Here is a 22,136-nt window from a genome sequence, read left to right as displayed (position 1 = left end):
CGTTCTCCTCACCCTGGGAGTGCAGCCGTGGCCGCTGTGTGCGTGGACAACGACTACTTCGACGTCGGAGACGACGGTCGCCTGACCATGGTCCCCGGCAGTCTCGGGCTCCGACAGATCCGCTACTTCAAGACGCCGGGCACCCACGAGTTCAAGAAGGCCTCGTACCCCTGGCTCGCTCGCGTCCGCGTGCGGGTCCAGGCCGCCGGCGGCGGATCGGCCGGCGCGAAGGCGAGCGCCGGCCAGCTCGTCGCGCAGCCGGGCGGCGCCGGAGGCGGCTACTCGGAGGCGCTGATCGATGTGTCCGCGCTCGGCGCGACCGAGACGATCGTCGTCGGCGCGGGCGGCAGCGCGGGCACCCCGACGGTCGACGGCGGCAACGGCGGAAACAGCAGCTTCGGCGGACTGTGCACCGCGAACGGCGGCAACGGCGGACAGGCCGTCATGTCGTCCGGCGCGGGCGTCATCTGCTACTCCGGCACCCCAGGCCCGCTCGCGGGCATCGGCGACTTCGTCCAGGGCGGCGGCGCGGGCGGCGGCCCGATCCGACTGAGCGGCGACCAAGGGCAGTCCGGGCCGGGCGGAGAGTCCCACCTCGGCCACGGCGGATTCCAGCGCGCGTCCACGGGCGGTGGCGGCGCGGCGCGCGGCAGCGGCGGCGGCGCGGCCGGCGGCTTCGCGAGGGACGGCGACAGCACGAACGGCACCGACGGCAACGACGGCATCGTGATCGTGGAAATGTACGCCTGACCCTGGGGCGGACACGCTGTCCGGACACGTCCGCTCGGTGGCGGACACGGTGTCCGCGCAGGTAGGCGGGCCCGCGTCATCAACGCCCGGACACGCGCCCCTCCTTGTCCGGACACTCCGCCCGACCTGTCCGGACGCCCCGGACGCGGGTGCGGGCGTCTATACACTCGTAGTGCGCCGCTGGTTGTGGGCCGGGCCGCAGAACAACCCCCGTGAGGACGGTGGACCTGTGGCCAGGTGCGGCTGTGGTGGCGGCTTGTGCAACTGCTCGATCCAGGCCGGGACGAACACGTCGGTCAGCGGCAGCGGCTCGGCAGCAAACCCGTACGTGATCAGTAGCGTCGTCGAATGCGACGACGTCCGCGGCTGCCTGTCGGCGGGGACCGGACTCGACTACGACCCGGCGACAGGGCAGTTCTCCGCCGACATCTCCGGCCAGGCCGGGAACAACCTGACGACCGCCCCGGACGGCGGGCTGTTCGTGCCGACCGGCGCGGCCACCGTCACCACTGGGTGCGGCCTCACCGGCAACGGCTCGGGCAGCGCCCCGGTACGCGTGAACACCGGCACCTGGCCGTACGCGTGCAGCGCGGACACGGCCGGCGGTGTCATCGTCTGCGACTCGACCGGGAAGCTGCGCGGCGAGCCCCGAGGGCAGATCAACTACGCGCAGGTGCAGGAGACGAGGGACTACGCGGACCTCGCGGTCCCCAACACCCTCACGACGGTCGACACGTTCACGCTGCCCATCACGAACCCGGACCCGTGCCGGTCGGCCGTCGTCCTGGTCGAGCGCGAGGCCGACGTCGACTTCGTCCTCCCCGCGGGCGCCGGAGCCGCGTACGGGCACGACACCGACTCGATGTTCTACACCCGCAACACGGGCACCTCGACGATCACCGACGCCCACACGCAGACCACGAAGGTCTACCAGGCGCTCACCGCCCTCGCACCGGGCGCCAACGCGGTGATCAACTTCCCGATCAGTCTGGATCGCGGGTCGTCCGGCGCCACCTACAACCGCATCCAGGTCTTCATCCGGGCCATCCTGATCAGCCTCTGAGGAGCGGCATGGACAGCATGAACGTCGAGGGCGCCACCGCGAGCGCCGAGCAGGTCACGGTCTACGCGATCTACGAGGACGGGACGGCGAGCCAACTCGTCGTCCCCGCAGGCATCCGGGCGACCCTCAGCCGCCCTGGAGAGATCGTGTCGCGGGAGACGTACGAGGCGCGGCTCGACGAGCTGCGCGAGCAGAACGCCGCCTACGTGGCCGGGCTCGTCGCGGCGGACGCCGACCGGCAGCGGACCGACTACGCCGAGCTCGTCGGCGCGGGCGTCGGCGATGCCACCGCGCGCCGCATGGCGGGGTACGACGGCCCCGCCCTCACGACCACCGGGCGGGCGAAGTGACGGGCACGGCCGGCAGCGTCACACCGGGCGTGCAGGTGTGTTCGCTCAAGGTCGACACCCCGCAGCTCATCGCCCCCGGCAACACGTACAAGGTCGTCCGGTTCCCGTTCGGCGCCGCAGAGCCGACGGACCGCTTCGAGATGCACCAGGCGGTGCAGCCGGACGGGTACGTGGTGAGCGACTGGGCCACCGACGACCGCTCCGGGCTCATCTGGCCCTCCCGCTCTGGATGGGGCCACCTCTACGCGATGATCCAGTGGGAGGGCCCCAGCGCGACCGGCGGCTACACCGAGCTGCGCGACCAGTACGTCCGTGACCCGCTCGGCCTGACGCCGACCCCGAACGACACCACCGCGACCGAGCACCGGGCCCCGAGCCCGGGCGGCCAGTACTTCTGCAAGGGCCACGGCATCTACGTGTCGCCGAGCGTTCCGCTCGCGCTGCGCATCACACACAACGACGCGAACCCGCGGCTGCTCACCCTCGCCGAGTTCAAGCTCGCCATCCACCCCGCGGAGTGAGACATGAGTATCCCGATGACCGCCGACCGGCTTCTTCGAGCCCTCCGCGACGAGGGCCTGACCGTTGTCGAGGAGGGCAACTGGCGTACCCGCAACCGCAACCACATGGGGCCATGGGGGCCTATGCGCGGGGTGATGATCCATCACACCGTCACCTCCGGCACCGCATCCACGGTGCGGATCGTCCGAGACGGATACGCGGGCCTGCCGGGCCCGCTCTGCCACGGCATGATCGCCAAGGACGGCCGCGTCCACCTCATCGGCTACGGCCGCGCGAACCACGCCGGCCTGGGCGATGACGACGTCCTCCGCGCGGTCATCGACGAGCGGCCCCTGCCCGCCGACAACGAGGCCACCACGGACGGCAACCGGCACTTCTACGGCTTCGAGTGCGAGAACCTCGGCGACGGCCTGGACCCGTGGCCCGCCGTCCAGGTCGACGCGATCGAGCGCGCCGGTGCGGCGCTCTGCCGCGTCCACGGCTGGGGCGCCCGCTCCGTCATCGGCCACCTGGAGTGGCAGCCCGGAAAATCGGACCCGGTCGGCTTCACCATGGCGTCGATGCGCGACCGGATCGCGGCCCGACTCGGGCAGGCCAAGCCGGGTCCGCTGCCGACGCCGACCCGGCCGAAGGTGTCCCTGTCGCGGCTGGTCGAGGCGGCTCGCACCAACCCGAGGATGGCCGGCCAGCCGGTCACGTACGCCGGGGTGAAGACGTACGAGGCCGCGCTCGTCGACGAGGGCCTGCTGTCCAAGACGTACGCGGACGGCCACTTCGGCACGACCACGATCACCGCCACGAGCGAGTGGCAGGAGCGGCTCGGCTACCGCGGCCGAAGGCCCGGCCAGCCCGCCGACGGCATCCCCGGACTCGACAGCGTGACCCGTCTCGGCGCGAAGCACGGCTTCGACGTCACCGCCTGAAAGGACCAACGACCATGTCGAATGCACCGATCGAAAAGAAGGTGACCGCCGCTACCGCCGCGGCGTACGTGGGATCAGCGGGACTGCTCGGCTCGCTGGCCGCGCTCCAGGACAACGCGCGGCTCGTCGAGTGGCTGCCCGACGGCCTCACCCCGTTCGTGCTGGCGCTCGTGCCCACGGCGATCACCGCAGTGTCTGGCTGGAGGGCGAAGCACACCCCGCGCGCCACCGACAACTCGCAGGCCGGAGGCTGAACCGTGGAGGCGACTGGCGTCCCCGCCCTCGACACGGCGATCGTCTGGGGCGGAGCGATAACCGTCCTCGCGGCCGTCGTTGGACTCCTGTGGAGGGCACTACGCGGGGCGCTGCGCCTCCACGCCAGGATCGACCAGTTCATGGACGACTGGGCGGGCGAGGAGGAACGCCCAGGAGTGCCAGGCCGCCCAGGGATCATGGAGCGCGTCGGATCGATCGAGGAGCGCTTGGGCCGCTTCGAGCACGAGCTGTACCCCAACTCGGGCGGTTCACTGCGAGACGCGGTCGACCTGGCCAACCAGCGTCTCGCTCGGCTCTGCCCGCCCGAAGACCCGGACGAGCCGGCCGCCCCCTGACCGGAGGCCCGCTGCAGCGGCTGGCGGCGGGCCTCCTCCCTGCACGTAGCGCAGGTCACATTTCGCCGAAAGCCGCACACAGCGGATTCCCGCTGCCACACTGGAGCGACCCACCCCGCCCCGCCGATACCCCCTGTCGGCGGGGCTCTCCTCTGCCCGGGCGGTGTCAGTGCCGGCCGATACTGTGGGGCTCGTCCTGATAGCCCATGTTGCGGCGCTTGCAGGGGTGTAGCGGTGCTGCCTCGCGTGGAACCCAGGCAGGCCGCTCACCTTCGCCCGTCAGGCCCGCTTCTCCTCGCCTAGCGCGGCACGCAGCCAGTCGAGGGTGTCAGTGGCGAGGATCGCGTCGGCGAGTTCATTGGCCGACTTGGTGGTGAGACGGCTGCGGCTGTTGTCGATCCACCGCTGCGCGTTCGCGTAGCCCTGGGCCTTGTACTCGATGCCCTGGATCATGCACTCCAGTTTGTCGGCGTCGCGGGCGCAGATGGCCTCCGCGGACTCCTTAGCCTCGTACTCGCCAATGAGGGCGCGCACGGTGTCGGCGAGGATCTCGGGCATACCGGCAACTTGGTCAGCGGCGATGTCGCGCGGGTCAGCCTCGCCGCTCGCGTACTTCTTCCCGAGGTGGTTGACGTCGCCGGTGCGGGTCTCGCCGGTGTCGTGCCAGACGGCAAGGAAGGCGGCCTGGGCAGGGTCGGCGCCTTCGAGCTTGGCGATGACCGATGCGAGCAGGGATGTGCGCCAGGAGTGCTCGGCGACAGACTCGGGGTCGCGCACGCCGGCCATCCACCATCCGGAGCGCTTCGTCTGCTTGAGCGTCCCCGCCTCGAACACGAACCGCGCTACTGCGGTGAGGTCTTCGGCCACGGTCGGGCTCCCCTTTCACGCCTCAGCGAGGCGGATCGCGTACTCGATGCTCTCCAGCTCCCGCCGCCCGCGCGACGACAGCTCCCCGCTATCCAACATCACGGTCAGCCGCTCGCGTAGGGCGCGGGCGGCCGCACCGCTTCGGATCAGGTTCGGCCGGATCCGCAACAGCGCCCACACGCTGTGGATGTTGAGATCGATGTATCCGTGGCGGGTGTCAAGACCGCGTGCGAGGTGTCCTAGGAGTTGGTCGCCGGGCCAGGCGCCGGGGTTCGGCGAGGCGATGAAGTCGTCGGACAACTCGACGTGCGGCATCTCGCCGAGCCAGTACGCCCAGTAGTTGAGGTTCGCGGCCTCGCCGGCATCGTCGGCGAGGGCCGTGTCGATGAAGTAGGCCATCCGGTCGCGGTCACCCTGCCGGGCGGCGACGGACGCGACGCTGCGGGAGTTGAGCCAGAGAGTGAGCCAGTCGCTCGGCCGTTCCGTGCTCTGCTGGTGCGCGAGCCAGTCGCTCGTGTCCGGCTGCTTGTCGTAGCCCGCGAGGTACAGGGCCTGGCGGCGCAGCAGGAACTGGTCCTCGCCGCGCGCCATCTCCGCCGTGCGACGCATGGTCGCGAAGAAGCGGTCCCGGTCGGGGGCGGCGAGTTCAGGCCCGGCCGGCGAAGGGCCACGGCGTGGGCGGGGCGGGGGCGGCAGCGTGCGCACCGATTGTGGGGCGATGCCGCTGAGCGGCCAGGCGAGGACCTCGCCGAGATCGCGCTGCATCACCATCGTGCCCAGTGGACTCTCCTCCACTGGTGTGTCCTCGTCGAGCGCGCTCGCCAGGAGAACGTCCGCCTCGAGGGCCCGCTCCAGGGCCTGGAGAAGCGCGGGCGCGGTGCCCATCTGCATCAGCCGGTGACGGTAGCCGAGCATCTGCCCGACCGGCACCGCGGTGAGCGGGCGGCGTCCGCTCTCCCATCCGGCGATCGTGTCGGCCGACACCTTCAGGAGGTCAGCCGCACCGTCCTGCGTGTGCCCCAGCTGCTCCCGTATGACCCGGAAGACGTACCCCGAGATGATGCCCGAACGTGGGCGTGAGCCCCTTCCCTGACCACCGGTCAGGGTTCTACTTGCGGTCGTCCCCATAGGGGGCTCCATTCCCCGCTTCATGCGGCAACGCACCCGTACTGCCAGTCACTTCAGCAGGTGGTCGCGGCTTTCTAACGTCGTATGCGTCCGATTCGAGCGTAGAGGGAGGCCGCATCCGATGGGCGCTGTTCTTCACCTTCCCGTCCTGGCGACCCAGGCAGGCCGGTGCTCCCGCTCCAGTGCGGAGGTTGTTCCGGTGACCGTTGCGAGAGCGCCCGCGGGGGCAGCCATTCCGGCACGAGCGGCACGGCTGCTCGCCGCCGCGCACTGGCTCCTGTCGACGGCGCCCGACTCGACAGTGGCGGCCGAGGAGTGGCGGGAGCAGGGCATCACGGTCCTGCGCTGTGGCCTCACCTTCAGCGCTGTACGCATCGACGCTGGCCTCGTGCACGCAGCGGCCGGCACCGACGACTGGGACAGCGTGCAGACGTTCCTCAAGGACGTCGTCGACGGACCGGTGTTCGTGGACCAGTCGTCCCGGCTCTACTACGCGCTCGTGCCCCGGAGCGCCTACCGGCTTCCGGGCTGGGCGAAGGTCGCGCCTGATGCCGAGTGCCTGGGGCCGGCGTCGTTCCTCGGCGTCCCGAACCCGGCCCACAACGACCCTGAGGTGCAGCGCTGTTGCTGGGTCGTGCCGATGAAGAGCGCGGGCGTCCTGTGCGACGTGGACGCGGTCGGGCACCTCATCCAGGTGGGCCTGTACAACCGCGGCGAGGCCACGGGATGACGAGCGACGCGGAGGCCGACGTCCTGGAGATCCTCGGACACGTCCAGGAGCCGCCGGTCGTCGCCACCGTCGACCAGGCGAGGACGGAGACCGCCCGCTTGGAGGCATACGCCGACCGGCTCCTGCCCGAGGTCCGCCAGCTCCTCACGACGGTCGAGGCGGGGAGGTACACGGCGATCCAGCGGATCGTCGACTGGACCGTCCGAACCGTGACGAAGGGGTGCGGTGAAAGCCTTCACGCGGCCACCTGGCATCTGGAGAACCTGACCACCTGCTGCCGACTGCTGTGCAATCTGCTCGTCGACATCCGCGACGGGCGCAAGCCGTGCGCCTGGTGCCGGACCTTCACCGAGGACGCCCGCCTTGTGCGGGTCATCCAGTCCAGCAGCGGCGGGGGACGCGGCCTCCTCGCCTGCGGCCCGTGCCGTGAGAGTCACCACCTGTGTCCGCTCGGCGACGCCCCGAACCATGCCAGTGCCTGACCACCCCCAAGTCTCCCCGGGGCTCCGCGCCTTGTTCCTGGGGATGGCTCTGGCCGCCGCCATCCCCGTGTGCCCAGCCACGGTGGCGGCCGGAGCCGACACGACGAGACGGAAGGAGCCCTCGGCGTGAAGGCCGAATGGATCACCGGCGATTGCTGGCTCTACTGCGAGCGGACCAGCGTGCCGGTCATGTGGATCGGGCCCGTGCACTGGGACGGGCCCGCCGCACCGCTCCACGCCTGCGAGCCGTGTATCCGACGCCTCACCGCGAAGGCCCGAGACCACTTCCTGGACAAGGGCCGACCGGCTCCCGTCTCCCGCTGACCCCCGCCCCGCCCGTGTGCACCCCCGTCGCAGGGCGGGGCGGGTCTCACCCGACTCGATCGACCGGAGGTCGCCGTGACCATCCCCGTGTTGTCGTCCGTGTCCCCGACCGAGACCGACTGGACTGCCCTGCGGAACTTCGCCGCGCTGCGCGGGCAGTTCCGCGTCTCGCTCACCCCGTTGTGCAACGAGACCTGCTGGTTCTGCCACAACGAGGGAGACGTCCCCCCACCGCTTACCCGCGCGAACCGGCAGGTGCGCCCCCGGCCCGGTGAGCTGACCGCCGACGACTACACGCGTGTGCTGCGGGAGGTGATCGACGCCGGGCTCAAGCGCGTGTACTTCACCGGCGGGGAACCGCTCCTGTCCGCGCTCGCCCGCCCCGTCCTGACCAACCTGCCCGATGTCGGGGCGGACGGCTCGTACACGCTCATCACGAACGGCAGCCTCATCCGACGTAACGCCCCATGGCTGGCGACTACGCCGCTCGACAAGGTGAAAGTGAGCCTGCACTACTTCTCCGACGAGAGCCTCTTCGAGATCGCGGGCGTCCGGTTCGGGATCGGGAAAATTCTCGACGGCATCGACGCGGCTCGGGACATGTTCGAACGCGTCGAGCTGAACACGCTTCTGCAACGCGAGAACGAGCACGAGATTCTGCCGATCCTCGACTACGCCCTTGAGCACCGCCTGCCGGTCCAGTTCATCGAGCTGGTGGACACCGAGCACAACGAGGCGCACAGGGACTCGGCCGTGCCGTCGGAACCGCTCATCGAGCACCTGCGGACCCTCACCAGCGACGAGCGGACCGAGATCGCGGGGGTCGGGCAAGGGCGCCGCGTCTTTCGTATCGACGGCGTGGAGGTCGACATCATCCAGCGCACGCTGGGCCGCCACCACGTTGGCCAGTGCGGAGGCTGCCCCCTCAAGCCCCGGTGCGTTGAAGGGCTCTGGTCCTTGCGCATGGACCACGCAGGAGGCATCCAGCCCTGCCTCCTCCGCGAAGACCTGCGCCTGGATATCCGCCCGCACCTCGCCGGCTCGGACCAGGTCGCGCCCGCCATCGCCCGCCACCTGTCCGCGTTCACCGAGGGCACCCTGTGAGCCCCCTGTACGGCTCCTACACGCCGGGAGCCCCCACCAGGAACGGGCCGTTCATCATCCTCGAAGGCATCTCCGGCATCGGGAAGTCCACCCTCGCGCGCGAGCTCACCGCGCGCCTCAACGCCGGCACGCTCCACACCGTGCCCGACTTCTACATGCCGTGGGCTCCCGTCATGAACGCCCGCACGCGGGCGCTCCCACAGTTCGCGTTCTATCTCTCTGGCGTCCTGCACGCCTCAGACATCATCCGGCACGAACTGGCCACCGGCCCGGTCGTCTCCGACCGCTACATCTCCTCCGTGCTCGCCTACCACTCCGCCGTGCACGAACTTGACATGGGTCAGGTCGCCGAACTCCTCACCCCGTTCCGTCCCTACTTACTGGCCCCCGACCGCACGTTCTACCTCCGGTGCACGGACCAGACACTCCGACACCGGATGTCCCGCAAAAGGGACTTCAACCAGGACGACAGCGACATGATGAATGTTCCGGGACGGCTGGCCAGGCTCCGCGAGAACTTCGACAAGGTCGCCGCCGACGACCCGACCGCCGTCGTCCTCGACACCGACGACCTCAGCCCCGGCGAACTCGCCGACACCATCACCGATCACCTCATGGAATCGAGCACATGACCGGCACTCCGAACCTTCAGGACGCATCCGTCGTCGTCGCTCTGGACGACGAGGGACGCGTAGCTGTCCTCAGCTCCCGCAGCGCCGAACACGGGGAGATGTTCCTTCCCGGCGGACGGCGAGACCCGGGCGAGGACGCCGAGCAGTGCGCCCGACGCGAACTCAAGGAGGAGGCCGGCGTGCGCGCCCGTACGTGGCGCCACCTCGGCACCTACGCCATCACCCTCGGCAGCGATGCCCGTGTCTCCCTGTACCTCGCTGAAGGTCTCACCCTCGGCCCACAGGAACTCAACGACACAGAAGAGGATTTCAAGCTGTCCTGGTGGCCGCTTCGCGAGGCCATCACCGCGGCCGAGCAGGGGCGCTTCCTCCTGCCCGCGGGGCCCCTCGCTCTCCTCCTGGCGGACCGGCTGGTGCGCCCCGGCGTCGATCCTTCGGCTGCCCGCTGACCCAGTTCGCCACACACCGACCGCGGCCCGGCGCGCCTTCTGGCGTGCAGGGCCGCTGCCGTCACCAGCCACAACGTAAGGACACACCTTGATCCGCCACACCTTCCAGGCCGGCTGGCTTGACCGCGTCATGCCGGTCCCGTACGTGCCGACGCTCGGCCCCGTCCACCCCGAGGACCCGATCGCCGACCTCTTCGAAGCCGTCCTCTGCAACGCGAGCAGCGGCCGCTGCCTGCCGTACGACAAAGACAGCCGTTGGGGCGAGGAGAAGGACGAGCACGTCCTCGTCGAGGACATTGAGCACGACCAGGACCAGTTACTCGTCCCCACCCTTCTCGAGCGCGGCCGGTTCATGGTGAAGGTCCACGTCTACGGCGGCCGGGAAGCGCTCAACGCGGGCGTCGACCTCGCGCGCTCCCTCGCGTCCCGGCACGGCGCCCACGCGCGGGTCATCTCGTTCCTCCGCCCCGGCGAGCGGCCACCGTGGCGTGCGAAGGCCGTACGCGTGTACCTCAAGACATTCGGCGATGGTCCCGGCGCGCCGCCGCTGGTGCCGGTACGTCAGTACGTCCACGGTGAGGATGACGCGGGGTTCCGGGCGTTCGCCCGCCGGACGCGTGAGCACGGCTTCGGGTTCCTGCACGAGCGGATGCGCACCGGCAACGCGGGCACCGTCTTCACGGCCTGGCAGGGGAGCGAGGTCGTCGGCGCGATCGGTCCGATGGAGACGATGACTGACGTGGCGGGTCGGTCGCGCCTGCTCCCGCAGTACCTCGCCGTCGTGCCCGACGCTCAGGACCGAGGACTCGGCAGGGCCTTGTGGCGGCACGCGATGCACTGGGGGCATCAAGCCGGCGCCGACTACCAGCTGCTTCAGACGGAGGTCGACAGGGCGGCCAACCGGATCTGTGCGACGGAGGGAGTCACCGCGCTCGGTGTGGTGACCAGGTACGACATCTGACGGCCAGGGCGCGGGGAGTGCTGGATCGCATTGCTGCGGCTGTTCCAGATTCGGCCAGTTTCCAGGACCCGCGCTTGCGCCGCCCGGGGGAGGGCCCAGTCGACGGCTGGTGGGCCTGGTGCCACCAGGCCCACCAGCCAGGCTGTCGGACTCGACGTGTCCGCCCGTGTTCTCAGCGTGTTCCCATGGGAACAGCAGCGGGGGGAGAACCGCTGTGAAACGGGGGGATGCGGGTTGATGCGTGGAGATGCGTTCCGCGTCTCTGCTGGTCAATGAAAGATCGCAGGTCAGAGCCGGTAATGCGCACCCACTGTGCGGGGGCTTCGGCCGTCCTCGCGTTCCCGGGGGACCCGCGCGGCTACCGCCGGCCCGTGGCCGAGCCGAAGCCGAGCCACGTGTGCCGGTTGCCCCACCAGCACCAGCCGACCTTCGGAGCGCCGCGCCGCTCCCGCCCGTCCCGGCCCGTGCCGTTGCTGATCCAGATCGCCGGCGTACGGGCGTCCAGGGCGCCGTTCGGCTTGCGCAGCCGGGAGCCGATGGTCATGAAGCAGTGGTTGCGCTCCAGGATCTCCGGCTGCTGGAGCACCCAGTGGATGCCCTCGCTGAGCACCAGCGGCGTACGGTCCTGCGCCGCGAGGGCGGGAAGTGCCTCCGGGCTCCAGTTGGCCATCCGGTCGCCGCGGTCGACGCCGCCGACCACGTACAGCGGGGCGTCGGGCAGACCGGCGGCCTCGCCCGGCGCGAAGTCGTCGACGTCCGCCATGTCGACGACGACGAAGCCCGGCCTGCCCTCGCGGCGCAGCAGCGGGGCGAGGGCCGAGGCGGGCACGCGGTCCGGATGGACGGCGAGCAGCGCGTCGCCCCCGGGGTCCGCGGGCGCACGCCCGGCGAAGGCGCGCAGTTCCTCCGCGGGGATCCCCGCGAGCTCGTGCACGCCGAGTGCGATCAGACGCTCGGCCTGGACGGTGAGCGGCGGGAGAGCGGTCGCGGTCGTGGCGGTGTCTGCGGCTTCGGCTTCGGCTTCGGTTTCGGGCACGGTGTTCCCCTGACCTGCGGTACGGAGCGTGGACGCCGAAGAGAACGCGGGCGTGCCGCGGAAGGTTCCCCGGGCCGCCGACCGCTCCGTTTGACGGCGTCCCCCGTCCGGCGTAGGCCGGGAACAGGGGGAACCATCCGCGGAGTCGGAGAGGAGTCCCGTCATGCTCGGCGAGACGATAGGCGAGGAACAGGGGATGACGACAGGGATGCGGGTGCTGTCCACGGACGGCGGCCACCCCGTCACCGAGGCGTCCTTCCAGGCGAGCGGCACCCTGCTCGGGGTCGAGATCCAGGACACCGGCACGTACGAGTCGGTCCTGCGCCCCGACGGCACCCTCTGGGGCGAAGGACAGGGCTTCAACCTGACCAAGGACGGCGAGACGGTCACCTGGCACGGCTCCGGTGTGGGCCGCTTCGTCGACGGTGGCGCGGTCGAATGGCGTGGTGCGATCTTCTTCGAGACCGCCGCCGCGAAGTTCGAACGGCTCAACACCGTCGCCGGCGTCTTCGAGTTCCGTGTGGAGGCCGACGGCAAGGCCACCGCCAAGCTCTACGAGTGGAAGTAGGGCGTACCGAGGCGTCCTGAGGAGCCGCGCCCACCCCGCCGACGGGGGCCCGCACCCGTCCCGCCGTCTTTCCGAACCACCGGAAATCGGGTACTACGGTCGAGTAGCCACAAGCCCCCGACGAGCGGCGAGGTGAGCTCCGCATGACCGCATCCACCGACCGGCCCAAGGTCTCCGAGCGCGAGGCCCGGCAGGTCGCCGAGGCCGCCCGCGAGCAGGGCTGGCGCAAACCCAGCTTCGCCAAGGAGCTGTTCCTCGGCCGGTTCCGCCTCGACCTCATCCACCCGCACCCGGTGCCCGCCGACGAGGACGTGCGGCGCGGCGAGGCGTTCCTCGCCGAACTGCGCGCCTTCTGCGAGACCGAGGTCGACTCGGCGCGCATCGAACGCGAGGCCCGCATCCCCGACGAGACCATCGAGGGGCTCAAGCGGCTCGGCGCGCTCGGCATGAAGATCGACCCCGAGTACGGCGGCCTCGGCCTCACCCAGGTCCACTACAACAAGGCACTCGCCCTCGTCGGCTCCGTGTCCCCCGCGATCGGCGCCCTGCTCTCCGCGCACCAGTCCATCGGCGTACCCCAGCCGGTGAAGACCTTCGGCACCCAGGAGCAGAAGGAGCGCTACCTGCCGCGCTGCGCCCGCACCGACATCAGCGCCTTCCTGCTCACCGAGCCCGACGTCGGCTCGGACCCGGCCCGGCTCGCCACCAGCGCCGTGCCCGACGGCGACGACTACGTCCTCGACGGCGTGAAGCTGTGGACCACGAACGGCGTCGTCGCCGACCTCCTCGTCGTCATGGCCCGCGTCCCCGCCTCCGAGGGCCACAAGGGCGGCATCACCGCGTTCGTCGTCGAGGCCGGCTCCGAGGGCATCACCGTCGAGAACCGCAACGCCTTCATGGGCCTGCGCGGCATCGAGAACGGCGTCACCCGCTTCCATCAGGTCCGCGTCCCCGCCGACCAGCGCATCGGCCCCGAGGGCGCCGGCCTCAAGATCGCCCTCACCACGCTCAACACGGGCCGCCTCTCCCTGCCCGCCATGTGCGTCGGCGCCGGCAAGTGGTGCCTGAAGATCGCCCGCGAATGGTCCGCGGTCCGCGAGCAGTGGGGCCGGCCCGTCGCGCTCCACGAGGCCGTCGGCGCGAAGATCAGCTACATCGCCGCCACGACCTTCGCCCTCGAAGCCGTCCTCGACCTCTCCTCCCAGATGGCCGACGAGAACCGCAACGACATCCGCATCGAGGCCGCCCTCGCCAAGCTCTACGGCTCCGAGGCCGCCTGGCGGATGGCCGACGAACTCGTCCAGATCCGCGGTGGCCGCGGCTTCGAGACCGCCGAGTCCCTCGCCGCCCGCGGCGAACGCGCCGTCCCCGCCGAGCAGCTCCTGCGCGACCTGCGCATCAACCGCATCTTCGAGGGCTCCACCGAGATCATGCACCTGCTCATCGCCCGCGAGGCCGTCGACGCCCACCTCACCGTCGCCGGCGACCTCATCGACCCCGACACCTCCCTCACCGACAAGGCGAAGGCGGGCGCCAGGGCCGGCGGCTTCTACGCCCGCTGGCTGCCCAAACTCGTCGCCGGACCAGGACAACTCCCCAGCTCCTACACCGAGTTCGGCGAGCTCGCGACCCATCTGCGCTACGTGGAACGGTCCGCGCGCAAGCTCGCCCGCTCCACCTTCTACGCCATGTCCCGCTGGCAGGGCCGCATGGAGACCAAACAGGGCTTCCTCGGCCGGATCGTCGACATCGGCGCCGAACTCTTCGCCATGAGCGCCGCCTGCGTCCGCGCCGAACACCTGCGCACCACGGGCCCGCACGGCCGCGAGGCCCACCAGCTCGCCGACGCCTTCTGCCGCCAGGCCCGTATCCGCGTCGACGAACTCTTCGCCCGCCTGTGGACCAACACCGACGACCACGACCGAAAGGTCGTCAGGGCCACGCTGGACGGCGCCTACACCTGGCTGGAGGAGGGCGTCATCGACCCGAGCGGCGACGGACCCTGGATCGCCGACGCCACACCCGGACCGAGCAAGCGGGAGAACGTCCACCGGCGCATCACCTAGCCGACCGTCCGACAAGACGGGGCGCCCTGTCGGACTCACCGGCGGCGCGCGCAAGAATGGGGGAATGACCGAAAGCCCCTCGCCCCTCGCGGACCCTCACCTCGTCTTCGACCCCGCACCCGCCGAAGGACCCCGCGACATCGTCGTCCTGGGTTCGACGGGGTCGATCGGCACGCAGGCGATCGACCTCGTGCTGCGCAACCCGGACCGGTTCCGGGTCACCGCGCTCAGCGCCGCGGGCGGCCGCGTCGCCCTGCTCGCCGAGCAGGCCCACCGGCTGCGCGTCCGCACGGTCGCCGTGGCCCGCGAGGACGTCGTGCCCGCGCTGCGCGAGGCGCTCGCCGCGCAGTACGGGCCCGGGGAGCCGCTGCCGGAGATCCTGGCCGGGCCGGACGCCGCCACCGAGATCGCGGGCCGCGGCGACTGCCACACCGTCCTCAACGGCATCACCGGCTCCATCGGCCTCGCGCCGACCCTCGCCGCCCTGGAGGCGGGCCGCACCCTCGCCCTCGCCAACAAGGAGTCGCTGATCGTCGGCGGCCCGATCGTCAAGCGGATCGCCAAGCCCGGCCAGATCATCCCGGTCGACTCCGAGCACGCCGCCCTCTTCCAGGCCCTCGCCGCCGGCACCCGCGCCGACGTCCGCAAGCTCGTCGTCACCGCCTCCGGCGGCCCCTTCCGAGGCCGCACCAAGGCCGACCTCGCGCACGTCACGGTCGAGGACGCCCTCGCGCACCCCACCTGGGCGATGGGCCCGGTCATCACGATCAACTCGGCGACGCTGGTCAACAAGGGACTGGAGGTCATCGAGGCGCACCTCCTCTACGACATCCCCTTCGACCGCATCGAGGTCGTCGTCCACCCCCAGTCCTACGTCCACTCCATGGTCGAGTTCGTCGACGGCTCCTCGCTCCTCCAGGCCACCCCGCCCGACATGCGCGGCCCCATCGCCATCGGCCTCGGCTGGCCCGAGCGCATCCCCGACGCGGCCCCCGCGTTCGACTGGACCAAGGCGTCGAGCTGGGAGTTCTACCCGCTCGACACCGACGCCTTCCCCTCCGTCGGGCTCGCCCGGCACGTGGGGGAGCTCGCGGGCACGGCCCCGGCAGTGTTCAATGCCGCCAACGAGGAGTGCGTGGACGCCTTCCTGAAGGGCGCCCTGCCGTTCAACGGGATCATGGAGACCGTCACCGAGGTCGTGCACGAACACGGCACACCCGGAACGGGAACTTCCCTGACCGTCGCGGACGTCCTCGAAGCGGAGACCTGGGCACGCGCCCGGGCCCGTGAACTGACGAAGCAGGACCAGGCAGCCGCGGAGGCTCGTGCATGACGACCTTGATGATGATCCTCGGCATTGTCGTCTTCGTGGTGGGCCTGCTCATCTCCATCGCCTGGCACGAGCTGGGCCACCTGTCGACGGCCAAGCTCTTCGGCATCCGTGTGCCCCAGTACATGGTCGGCTTCGGCCCCACCATCTGGTCGCGCAAGAAGGGCGAGACCGAGTACGGCATCAAGGCCATCCCGCTCGGCGGCTACATCCGCATGATCGGCATGTTCCCGCCCGGCGAGGACGGCCGGATCGAGGCCCGCTCGACCTCCCCGTTCCGCTCGATGGTCGAGGACGCCCGCGCGGCGGCCTTCGAGGAGGTCCAGCCCGGCGACGAGACCCGGCTCTTCTACACGCGCAAGCCGTGGAAGCGCGTGATCGTCATGTTCGCCGGACCGTTCATGAACCTGATCCTCGCGGTCGCCCTGTTCTTCGTCGTGCTGATGGGCTTCGGCATCACCCAGCAGACGAACGTGGTCGAGTCCGTCTCGCCCTGCGTCATCAAGGCCAGCGCCGAGCGCGACACCTGCAAGAAGTCCGACGCGGCCTCCCCGGCCAAGGCCGCGGGTCTCCAGGCGAAGGACAAGATCGTGTCCTTCAACGGGGTCACGACGGACAAGTGGAACACCCTGTCCGACGAGATCCGCAAGAGCGCCGGCAAGACCGTCCCGATCGTCGTCGAGCGCGACGGACAGCAGAAGACGCTCACCGCGAAGATCGCCACGAACCTGGTGGCGAAGAAGGACTCCAGCGGCCAGATCGTCGACGGCTACGTGAAGGCCGGCTTCCTCGGCTTCACCGCCGCCACCGGCGTCGTCCACCAGGACTTCGGCGACTCCGTGAGCTGGATGGGCGACCGGGTCGGCGACGCCGCCGACTCCATCGTCGCCCTCCCGGCGAAGATCCCGGCCCTGTGGGACGCCGCGTTCGGCGACGGCCCGCGCGAGCAGGACTCCCCGATGGGCGTGGTCGGCGCGGCCCGCGTCGGAGGCGACATCGCCGCCCTCGACATCCCCGCCACCCAGAAGCTGGCCATGTCGCTGATGCTGGTCGCGGGCTTCAACCTGTCGCTGTTCCTCTTCAACATGCTGCCGCTGCTCCCGCTCGACGGCGGGCACATCGCGGGAGCCCTGTGGGAGGCCCTGCGGCGGAATGTGGCGCGGGTCTTCCGGCGACCCGACCCGGGCCCGTTCGATGTAGCGAAGCTCATGCCCGTGGCCTACGTGGTGGCCGGGATCTTCGTCTGCTTCACCATCCTGGTGCTCATCGCCGACGTCGTTAATCCCGTGAAAATCTCCTGATCACGCACGCTTCATGACGCCCGGGTCCCCTGTGGGCCCGGGCGTCCCCCTTTGGGTGGTGTGAAGGGGCGCGATGTGCTGGGGGCCCGGCCGGTGACGTAATCTCGGAATCCTGGGACTCGATCCACACCTTGGGGTTGCACAGCAGATGACTGCGATTTCACTCGGCATGCCGGACGTACCGACCAAGCTCGCCGAGCGGCGCAAGAGCCGGCAGATCCAGGTCGGCACCGTGGCCGTCGGCGGCGACGCCCCGGTCTCCGTCCAGTCGATGACGACGACGCGTACGTCGGACATCGGCGCGACCCTCCAGCAGATCGCCGAGCTCACCGCGTCCGGCTGCCAGATCGTCCGCGTGGCCTGCCCCACGCAGGACGACGCCGACGCGCTGCCGATCATCGCCCAGAAGTCGCAGATCCCCGTGATCGCCGACATCCACTTCCAGCCGAAGTACGTCTTCGCGGCCATCGAGGCCGGCTGCGCCGCGGTCCGGGTCAACCCGGGCAACATCAAGCAGTTCGACGACAAGGTCAAGGAGATCGCCCAGGCGGCGAACGACCACGGCACCCCGATCCGCATCGGCGTGAACGCGGGCTCCCTCGACCGCCGCCTGCTCCAGAAGTACGGCAAGGCCACCCCCGAGGCGCTCGTCGAGTCCGCCCTCTGGGAGGCGTCCCTCTTCGAGGAGCACGGCTTCCGCGACATCAAGATCTCGGTCAAGCACAACGACCCGGTGGTCATGGTCAACGCGTACCGGCTGCTCGCCGAGAAGTGCGACTACCCCCTCCACCTGGGCGTCACCGAGGCCGGTCCCGCCTTCCAGGGCACGATCAAGTCCGCCGTCGCGTTCGGCGCGCTGCTCTCCGAGGGCATCGGCGACACCATCCGCGTCTCCCTGTCGGCCCCGCCGGTCGAGGAGATCAAGGTGGGCAACCAGATCCTGGAGTCGCTGAACCTGAAGCCCCGCCGCCTGGAGATCGTCTCCTGCCCGTCCTGCGGCCGCGCCCAGGTCGACGTCTACAAGCTCGCCGAGGAGGTCACGGCCGGCCTCGACGGCATGGAGGTCCCGCTCCGCGTCGCCGTCATGGGCTGCGTCGTGAACGGCCCGGGCGAGGCCCGCGAGGCCGACCTCGGCGTCGCCTCCGGCAACGGCAAGGGCCAGATCTTCGTCAAGGGCGAGGTCATCAAGACCGTCCCCGAGTCCAAGATCGTGGAGACCCTCATCGAGGAAGCCCTCAAGATCGCGGAGCAGATGGAGAAGGACGGCGTGGCCTCCGGCGAGCCGACGGTGGCCATCGCGGGCTGACCCGGCTCGCGCAGTTCCCCGCGCCCCTGAGATGCGCACTCCGTGCGCCATCTCAGGGGCGCTTCCCATCGGGGAAATGCGACGCGAAGCGTCTGCATTTAAGGGGCGCGGGGAACTGCGCGACCAGCCCCCACCCGCCCGCACCCGCCACACAAGGGCACCCGGCAGACGAGCAGGCGGATCCCGCCGAGCCGAACGCAGAGGTACAGTCGGAGACGCTCCGCGCCCCCAGCAAGATGAGGCCCCGTGCTGACCCAGACCACCACCCGGGTCCTCGAACCGAGTGACCTGGACGCCGCCCTCGCCGTGCTCGACCGCGACCCCGTCGCGAACGCCTTCGTGACGGCCCGCGTCCGCATCGCCGGCCTCGACCCCTGGCGGCTCGGCGGCGAGATGTGGGGCTGGTACGAGGACGGCATGCTCCAGTCCCTGTGCTACGCGGGCGCCAACCTCGTCCCGATCTGCGCCACCGACCGCGCCGTACGGGGCTTCGCCGACCGCGCCCGCCGGGCCGGCCGCCGCTGCTCCTCCATCGTGGGCCCCGCGGAACCCACCGCCCGCCTGTGGCAGCTGCTCGAACCCAGCTGGGGCCCGGCCCGCGACGTCCGCGCCCACCAGCCGCTCATGGTCACCGACCGGATGCCCGCCGACCTCGCCCCGGACCCGTACGTCCGCCGCATCCGCAAGGACGAGATGGACACGATCATGCCGGCGTGCGTGGCGATGTTCACCGAGGAGGTCGGCGTCTCCCCGCTGGCCGGCGACGGCGGGCTGCTCTACCAGGCCCGGGTCGCCGAACTGGTCGGCTCCGGCCGCTCCTTCGCCCGCCTCGACGAGCACGGCAACGTCGTCTTCAAGGCCGAGATCGGCGCCGCGACCGCCGACGCCTGCCAGATCCAGGGCGTCTGGGTCGCCCCCGAGTACCGCGGTCGCGGCCTCGCCGCCCCCGGCATGGCAGCCGTCCTGCGCTACGCGCTGGCCGACGTCGCCCCCGTCGTCAGCCTCTACGTGAACGACTTCAACACCCCGGCCCGCGCCGCGTACCGCCGCGTGGGATTCCAGGAGGTCGGAGCGTTCATGAGCGTCCTGTTCTAGGAGCACGGCCCCCCGGGTACGCTCCGGGCATGCCGCACCGGAACCGCACGGACGACACCGTCACCATCGGCCACCTCGACCTGAGCAGCCGCGTCGACGAGGCCCTCGCCGTCCAGGCCCACGCCTTCGGGCTCAGCGACGACGAGATCGCCGTACGCCGGCAGATCGTGCTGCGGCACATGACGTACCCGGGCGCCCGCGCGCTCGGCGCGACCACCGAGAGCGGCCGTCTCGTCGGCTTCGTCTACGGCATGCCCAACGACCGCCTGCACTGGTGGTCCACGGTCGTCGAGCCGTATCTGCGCGCCCGCGGCACCGAGGACTGGCTCGACGACTCCTTCGTCATCACCGAGCTGCACGTCCACCCCGGCTACCAGAACCGCGGCATCGGCCGCACCCTCATCACCACGATCACCGACACCGCCCTGCAGCCCCGCTCGATCCTCTCCGCGATCGACCACGAGAGCCCGGCCCGCGGCCTGTACCGCTCCCTCGGCTACGAGGACCTGGCCCGCCAGGTCGTCTTCCCGAGCGCTCCGAAGCCGTACGCGGTGATGGGCGCCCCCCTGCCGCTGCGGCGGAACGCATAACCGATTTCCGGCGGCGGCGGGCGCCCGGCTAACCTCCAGGGACCACCCTTTCGCAGCAGGAGTCACAAATCATGGCCAAGGTCCAGGTCCAGCGCATGTCCCGGTTGATGGTGAAGACCCTGCGCGACGACCCGGCGGACGCCGAGGTGCTGAGCCACAAGCTCCTCGTCCGCGCCGGTTACGTGCGCCGCACCGCCGCCGGCGTCTGGTCCTGGCTGCCGCTCGGCCGCAAGGTCTACGCCAACGTCGAGCGCGTCGTCCGCGAGGAGATGGACGCCATCGGCGCCCAGGAGGTCCTGCTCCCCGCCCTGCTGCCCAAGGAGCCCTACGAGGCGACCGGCCGCTGGGAGGAGTACGGCGCCGAGCTGTTCCGCCTCAACGACCGCAAGGGCGGCGACTACCTCCTCGGCCCGACCCACGAGGAGATCTTCACCCAGCTGGTCAAGGACCAGTGCACGTCCTACAAGGACCTGCCCGTGATCCTCTACCAGATCCAGACCAAGTACCGCGACGAGGCCCGCCCCCGCGCCGGTATCCTGCGCGGTCGCGAGTTCCAGATGAAGGACTCCTACTCCTTCGACCTGGAGGACGAGGGCCTCGCCCAGTCCTACGCGCTGCACCGCGCCGCCTACCAGCGCATCTTCGAGCGCCTCGGCCTCGACTACCGCATCTGCGCCGCCACCGCCGGCGCCATGGGCGGCTCCAAGTCCGAGGAGTTCCTCGCCCCGGCCGCGGCCGGCGAGGACACCTTCGCCGACTGCCCGAACTGTGAGTACGCGGCGAACACCGAGGCCGTCTCCTTCGAGCTGAAGGCCGTGGACGCGGCCGGCGTGCCCGCCCTCGAGGAGATCCCCACCCCGGACACCCCCACCATCGAGACGCTCGCCGCGCACCTCGGTGTCGAGGCCTCCGCCACCCTCAAGAACCTGCTAGTGAAGGTCGACGGCGAGATCGTCGCCGTCGGCGTCCCCGGCGACCGCGAGGTCGACATGGACAAGGTCGAGGCCCACTTCGCCCCGGCCGCCGTCGAGCTCGTCACCGCCGAGGACTTCACCGACCGCCCCGACCTCGTGCGCGGCTACGTCGGCCCGCAGGGCCTGGAGAAGGTCCAGTACCTCGCCGACCCCCGCGTCGCCCCCGGCACCTCCTGGATCACCGGTGCCAACAAGGACGGCGTGCACGCGAAGAACGTCGTCGCGGGCCGTGACTTCGAGGTCGACGCCTACGTCGACGTCGTGGTCGTCCAGGAAGGCGACCCCTGCCCCAACTGCGGCACCGGCCTGAAGCTGGACCGCGCCATCGAGATCGGCCACATCTTCCAGCTGGGCCGCAAGTACGCCGACGCCTTCCAGCTCGACGTCCTCGGCCAGAACGGCAAGCCGGTCCGCGTCACGATGGGCTCCTACGGCATCGGCGTCTCCCGCGCCGTCGCCGCGCTCGCCGAGCAGCACGCCGACGACAAGGGTCTCGTCTGGCCCGCCGAGATCGCCCCGGCCGACGTCCACGTCGTCGCCGCCGGCAAGGCGCTCCAGACCGAGCTGGCCCTCGAGGTCTCCGACAAGCTGGCCGCCGCCGGTGTCCGCGTCCTGGTCGACGACCGCCCCGGCATCTCGCCCGGCGTCAAGTTCACCGACTCCGAGCTCATCGGCGTCCCGCAGATCCTGGTCGCGGGCCGCCGCAGCGCCGACGGCATCGTCGAGCTCAAGGACCGCCGCACCGGTGAGCGCGAGGAACTCTCGGTCGAGGAAGCCGTAGCCCGCCTGACCTCCGCCTGATCCTGCCGGAGCCGTGCCTGGCGGCTTCCGAAGGGGCGTGACCCCTTTCGTCGCCGGGTGCGGGTCCGTCGTGGCTGGTCGCGCAGTTCCCCGCGCCCCTAGAGGCGAGCGGCTTCGCCGCTCAGCCTCTATCGGGGAAATGCGCCCGAAGGGCATGCATTTCAGGGGCGCGG

25 protein-coding genes are annotated in these 22,136 nt (G+C 70.7%); 22 read left to right on the top strand and 3 right to left on the bottom strand.

The annotated features are described in order from the left end of the window. The first annotated feature begins 27 nt into the window (after positions 1-27). The 7 genes from ACZ4E1_RS17595 (at position 28) to ACZ4E1_RS17565 (ending at position 4,219) form a co-directional block, all read left to right on the top strand. Positions 28-750 (top strand): glycine-rich domain-containing protein, encoded by a 723-nt coding sequence (locus tag ACZ4E1_RS17595; protein WP_467540007.1) that lies wholly within the window; start codon positions 28-30, stop codon positions 748-750. Between the two features lie 256 nt (positions 751-1,006). Then, entirely contained in the window at positions 1,007-1,813 is an 807-nt protein-coding gene (locus tag ACZ4E1_RS17590; protein WP_467540006.1) for a hypothetical protein, read from the top strand. An 8-nt stretch (positions 1,814-1,821) separates the two neighbouring features. Then, positions 1,822-2,163 carry a hypothetical protein gene (locus ACZ4E1_RS17585; RefSeq protein WP_467540005.1) on the top strand — a complete coding sequence of 114 codons (342 nt, stop codon included), beginning with the start codon at positions 1,822-1,824 and terminating at the stop codon, positions 2,161-2,163. After that, positions 2,160-2,684, top strand: coding sequence for a hypothetical protein (locus ACZ4E1_RS17580; protein ID WP_467540004.1), 525 nt, complete (start codon positions 2,160-2,162; stop codon positions 2,682-2,684). Before ACZ4E1_RS17585 ends, ACZ4E1_RS17580 begins: the two co-directional genes overlap by 4 nt. A gap of 3 nt (positions 2,685-2,687) precedes the next feature. Continuing rightward, positions 2,688-3,608 carry an N-acetylmuramoyl-L-alanine amidase gene (locus tag ACZ4E1_RS17575; protein WP_467540003.1) on the top strand — a complete coding sequence of 307 codons (921 nt, stop codon included), beginning with the start codon at positions 2,688-2,690 and terminating at the stop codon, positions 3,606-3,608. A gap of 14 nt (positions 3,609-3,622) precedes the next feature. Beyond that, complete coding sequence (locus tag ACZ4E1_RS17570) at positions 3,623-3,862, top strand: holin (protein WP_467540002.1); 240 nt, start codon at positions 3,623-3,625, stop codon at positions 3,860-3,862. A gap of 3 nt (positions 3,863-3,865) precedes the next feature. Further along, entirely contained in the window at positions 3,866-4,219 is a 354-nt protein-coding gene (locus tag ACZ4E1_RS17565; RefSeq protein ID WP_467540001.1) for a hypothetical protein, read from the top strand. A gap of 279 nt (positions 4,220-4,498) precedes the next feature. Here the strand turns inward: ACZ4E1_RS17565 and ACZ4E1_RS17560 are convergent, their stop codons facing one another. Continuing rightward, complete coding sequence (locus ACZ4E1_RS17560; RefSeq protein WP_467540000.1) at positions 4,499-5,086, bottom strand: HD domain-containing protein; 588 nt, start codon at positions 5,084-5,086, stop codon at positions 4,499-4,501. Between the two features lie 15 nt (positions 5,087-5,101). Next, on the bottom strand, positions 5,102-6,214 hold the full coding sequence (locus ACZ4E1_RS17555; RefSeq protein ID WP_467539999.1) for a helix-turn-helix domain-containing protein: 1,113 nt from the start codon (positions 6,212-6,214) through the stop codon (positions 5,102-5,104). A gap of 199 nt (positions 6,215-6,413) precedes the next feature. Between ACZ4E1_RS17555 and ACZ4E1_RS17550 the strand changes: the two genes are divergently transcribed. From ACZ4E1_RS17550 to ACZ4E1_RS17520, 7 genes are all read left to right on the top strand, one after another. Then, complete coding sequence (locus tag ACZ4E1_RS17550; RefSeq protein ID WP_467539998.1) at positions 6,414-6,944, top strand: hypothetical protein; 531 nt, start codon at positions 6,414-6,416, stop codon at positions 6,942-6,944. Then, positions 6,941-7,426, top strand: coding sequence for a DUF6415 family natural product biosynthesis protein (locus tag ACZ4E1_RS17545; protein ID WP_467539997.1), 486 nt, complete (start codon positions 6,941-6,943; stop codon positions 7,424-7,426). The genes ACZ4E1_RS17550 and ACZ4E1_RS17545 overlap by 4 nt, the downstream gene beginning before the upstream one ends. Before the next feature lie 126 nt (positions 7,427-7,552). Continuing rightward, positions 7,553-7,750 carry a hypothetical protein gene (locus tag ACZ4E1_RS17540; protein WP_467539996.1) on the top strand — a complete coding sequence of 66 codons (198 nt, stop codon included), beginning with the start codon at positions 7,553-7,555 and terminating at the stop codon, positions 7,748-7,750. A gap of 75 nt (positions 7,751-7,825) precedes the next feature. Next, the gene (locus tag ACZ4E1_RS17535; protein ID WP_467539995.1) at positions 7,826-8,854 is read left to right on the top strand and encodes a radical SAM protein; all 1,029 of its coding nucleotides are present in this window, start codon (positions 7,826-7,828) and stop codon (positions 8,852-8,854) included. Continuing rightward, the gene (locus ACZ4E1_RS17530) at positions 8,851-9,486 is read left to right on the top strand and encodes a dTMP kinase (protein ID WP_467539994.1); all 636 of its coding nucleotides are present in this window, start codon (positions 8,851-8,853) and stop codon (positions 9,484-9,486) included. The genes ACZ4E1_RS17535 and ACZ4E1_RS17530 overlap by 4 nt, the downstream gene beginning before the upstream one ends. Further along, positions 9,483-9,935 carry an NUDIX hydrolase gene (locus ACZ4E1_RS17525; RefSeq protein ID WP_467539993.1) on the top strand — a complete coding sequence of 151 codons (453 nt, stop codon included), beginning with the start codon at positions 9,483-9,485 and terminating at the stop codon, positions 9,933-9,935. Before ACZ4E1_RS17530 ends, ACZ4E1_RS17525 begins: the two co-directional genes overlap by 4 nt. A gap of 649 nt (positions 9,936-10,584) precedes the next feature. Continuing rightward, positions 10,585-10,896, top strand: coding sequence for a GNAT family N-acetyltransferase (locus ACZ4E1_RS17520; protein ID WP_467540690.1), 312 nt, complete (start codon positions 10,585-10,587; stop codon positions 10,894-10,896). A 358-nt stretch (positions 10,897-11,254) separates the two neighbouring features. Here ACZ4E1_RS17520 and ACZ4E1_RS17515 read toward each other — a convergent pair whose 3' ends face one another. Then, on the bottom strand, positions 11,255-11,932 hold the full coding sequence (locus ACZ4E1_RS17515; protein WP_467539992.1) for a DUF5701 family protein: 678 nt from the start codon (positions 11,930-11,932) through the stop codon (positions 11,255-11,257). A gap of 163 nt (positions 11,933-12,095) precedes the next feature. Here ACZ4E1_RS17515 and ACZ4E1_RS17510 point away from each other — a divergent pair, with 163 nt between their 5' ends. The 8 genes from ACZ4E1_RS17510 to ACZ4E1_RS17475 all read left to right on the top strand — a co-directional run bounded on the left by ACZ4E1_RS17510 (position 12,096) and on the right by ACZ4E1_RS17475 (position 21,963). After that, a complete protein-coding gene (locus ACZ4E1_RS17510) occupies positions 12,096-12,500 on the top strand; it encodes a hypothetical protein (RefSeq protein WP_467539991.1) in 405 nt (134 codons plus the stop codon). 143 nt (positions 12,501-12,643) lie between these two features. Then, a complete protein-coding gene (locus ACZ4E1_RS17505) occupies positions 12,644-14,566 on the top strand; it encodes an acyl-CoA dehydrogenase family protein (protein WP_467539990.1) in 1,923 nt (640 codons plus the stop codon). Between the two features lie 64 nt (positions 14,567-14,630). Then, complete coding sequence (dxr, locus tag ACZ4E1_RS17500; protein WP_467539989.1) at positions 14,631-15,899, top strand: 1-deoxy-D-xylulose-5-phosphate reductoisomerase; 1,269 nt, start codon at positions 14,631-14,633, stop codon at positions 15,897-15,899. Further along, on the top strand, positions 15,896-17,197 hold the full coding sequence (locus tag ACZ4E1_RS17495) for a M50 family metallopeptidase (protein WP_467539988.1): 1,302 nt from the start codon (positions 15,896-15,898) through the stop codon (positions 17,195-17,197). Before dxr ends, ACZ4E1_RS17495 begins: the two co-directional genes overlap by 4 nt. 148 nt (positions 17,198-17,345) lie before the next feature. Continuing rightward, positions 17,346-18,503: a flavodoxin-dependent (E)-4-hydroxy-3-methylbut-2-enyl-diphosphate synthase gene (gene ispG, locus ACZ4E1_RS17490; RefSeq protein WP_188336555.1), complete on the top strand. Its 1,158-nt coding sequence runs from the start codon at positions 17,346-17,348 to the stop codon at positions 18,501-18,503. 246 nt (positions 18,504-18,749) lie between these two features. Next, positions 18,750-19,598, top strand: a complete 849-nt coding sequence (locus ACZ4E1_RS17485; RefSeq protein ID WP_467539987.1) for a GNAT family N-acetyltransferase — start codon at positions 18,750-18,752, stop codon at positions 19,596-19,598. A gap of 29 nt (positions 19,599-19,627) precedes the next feature. Then, on the top strand, positions 19,628-20,188 hold the full coding sequence (locus tag ACZ4E1_RS17480) for a GNAT family N-acetyltransferase (RefSeq protein WP_399129555.1): 561 nt from the start codon (positions 19,628-19,630) through the stop codon (positions 20,186-20,188). Between the two features lie 71 nt (positions 20,189-20,259). After that, positions 20,260-21,963 carry a proline--tRNA ligase gene (locus tag ACZ4E1_RS17475; RefSeq protein ID WP_467539986.1) on the top strand — a complete coding sequence of 568 codons (1,704 nt, stop codon included), beginning with the start codon at positions 20,260-20,262 and terminating at the stop codon, positions 21,961-21,963. The last annotated feature ends 173 nt before the right edge of the window (positions 21,964-22,136 follow it).

Source organism: Streptomyces sp. NPDC025806, assembly GCF_055558275.1.
This window is presented reverse-complemented; position numbering and strand designations above follow the sequence as displayed.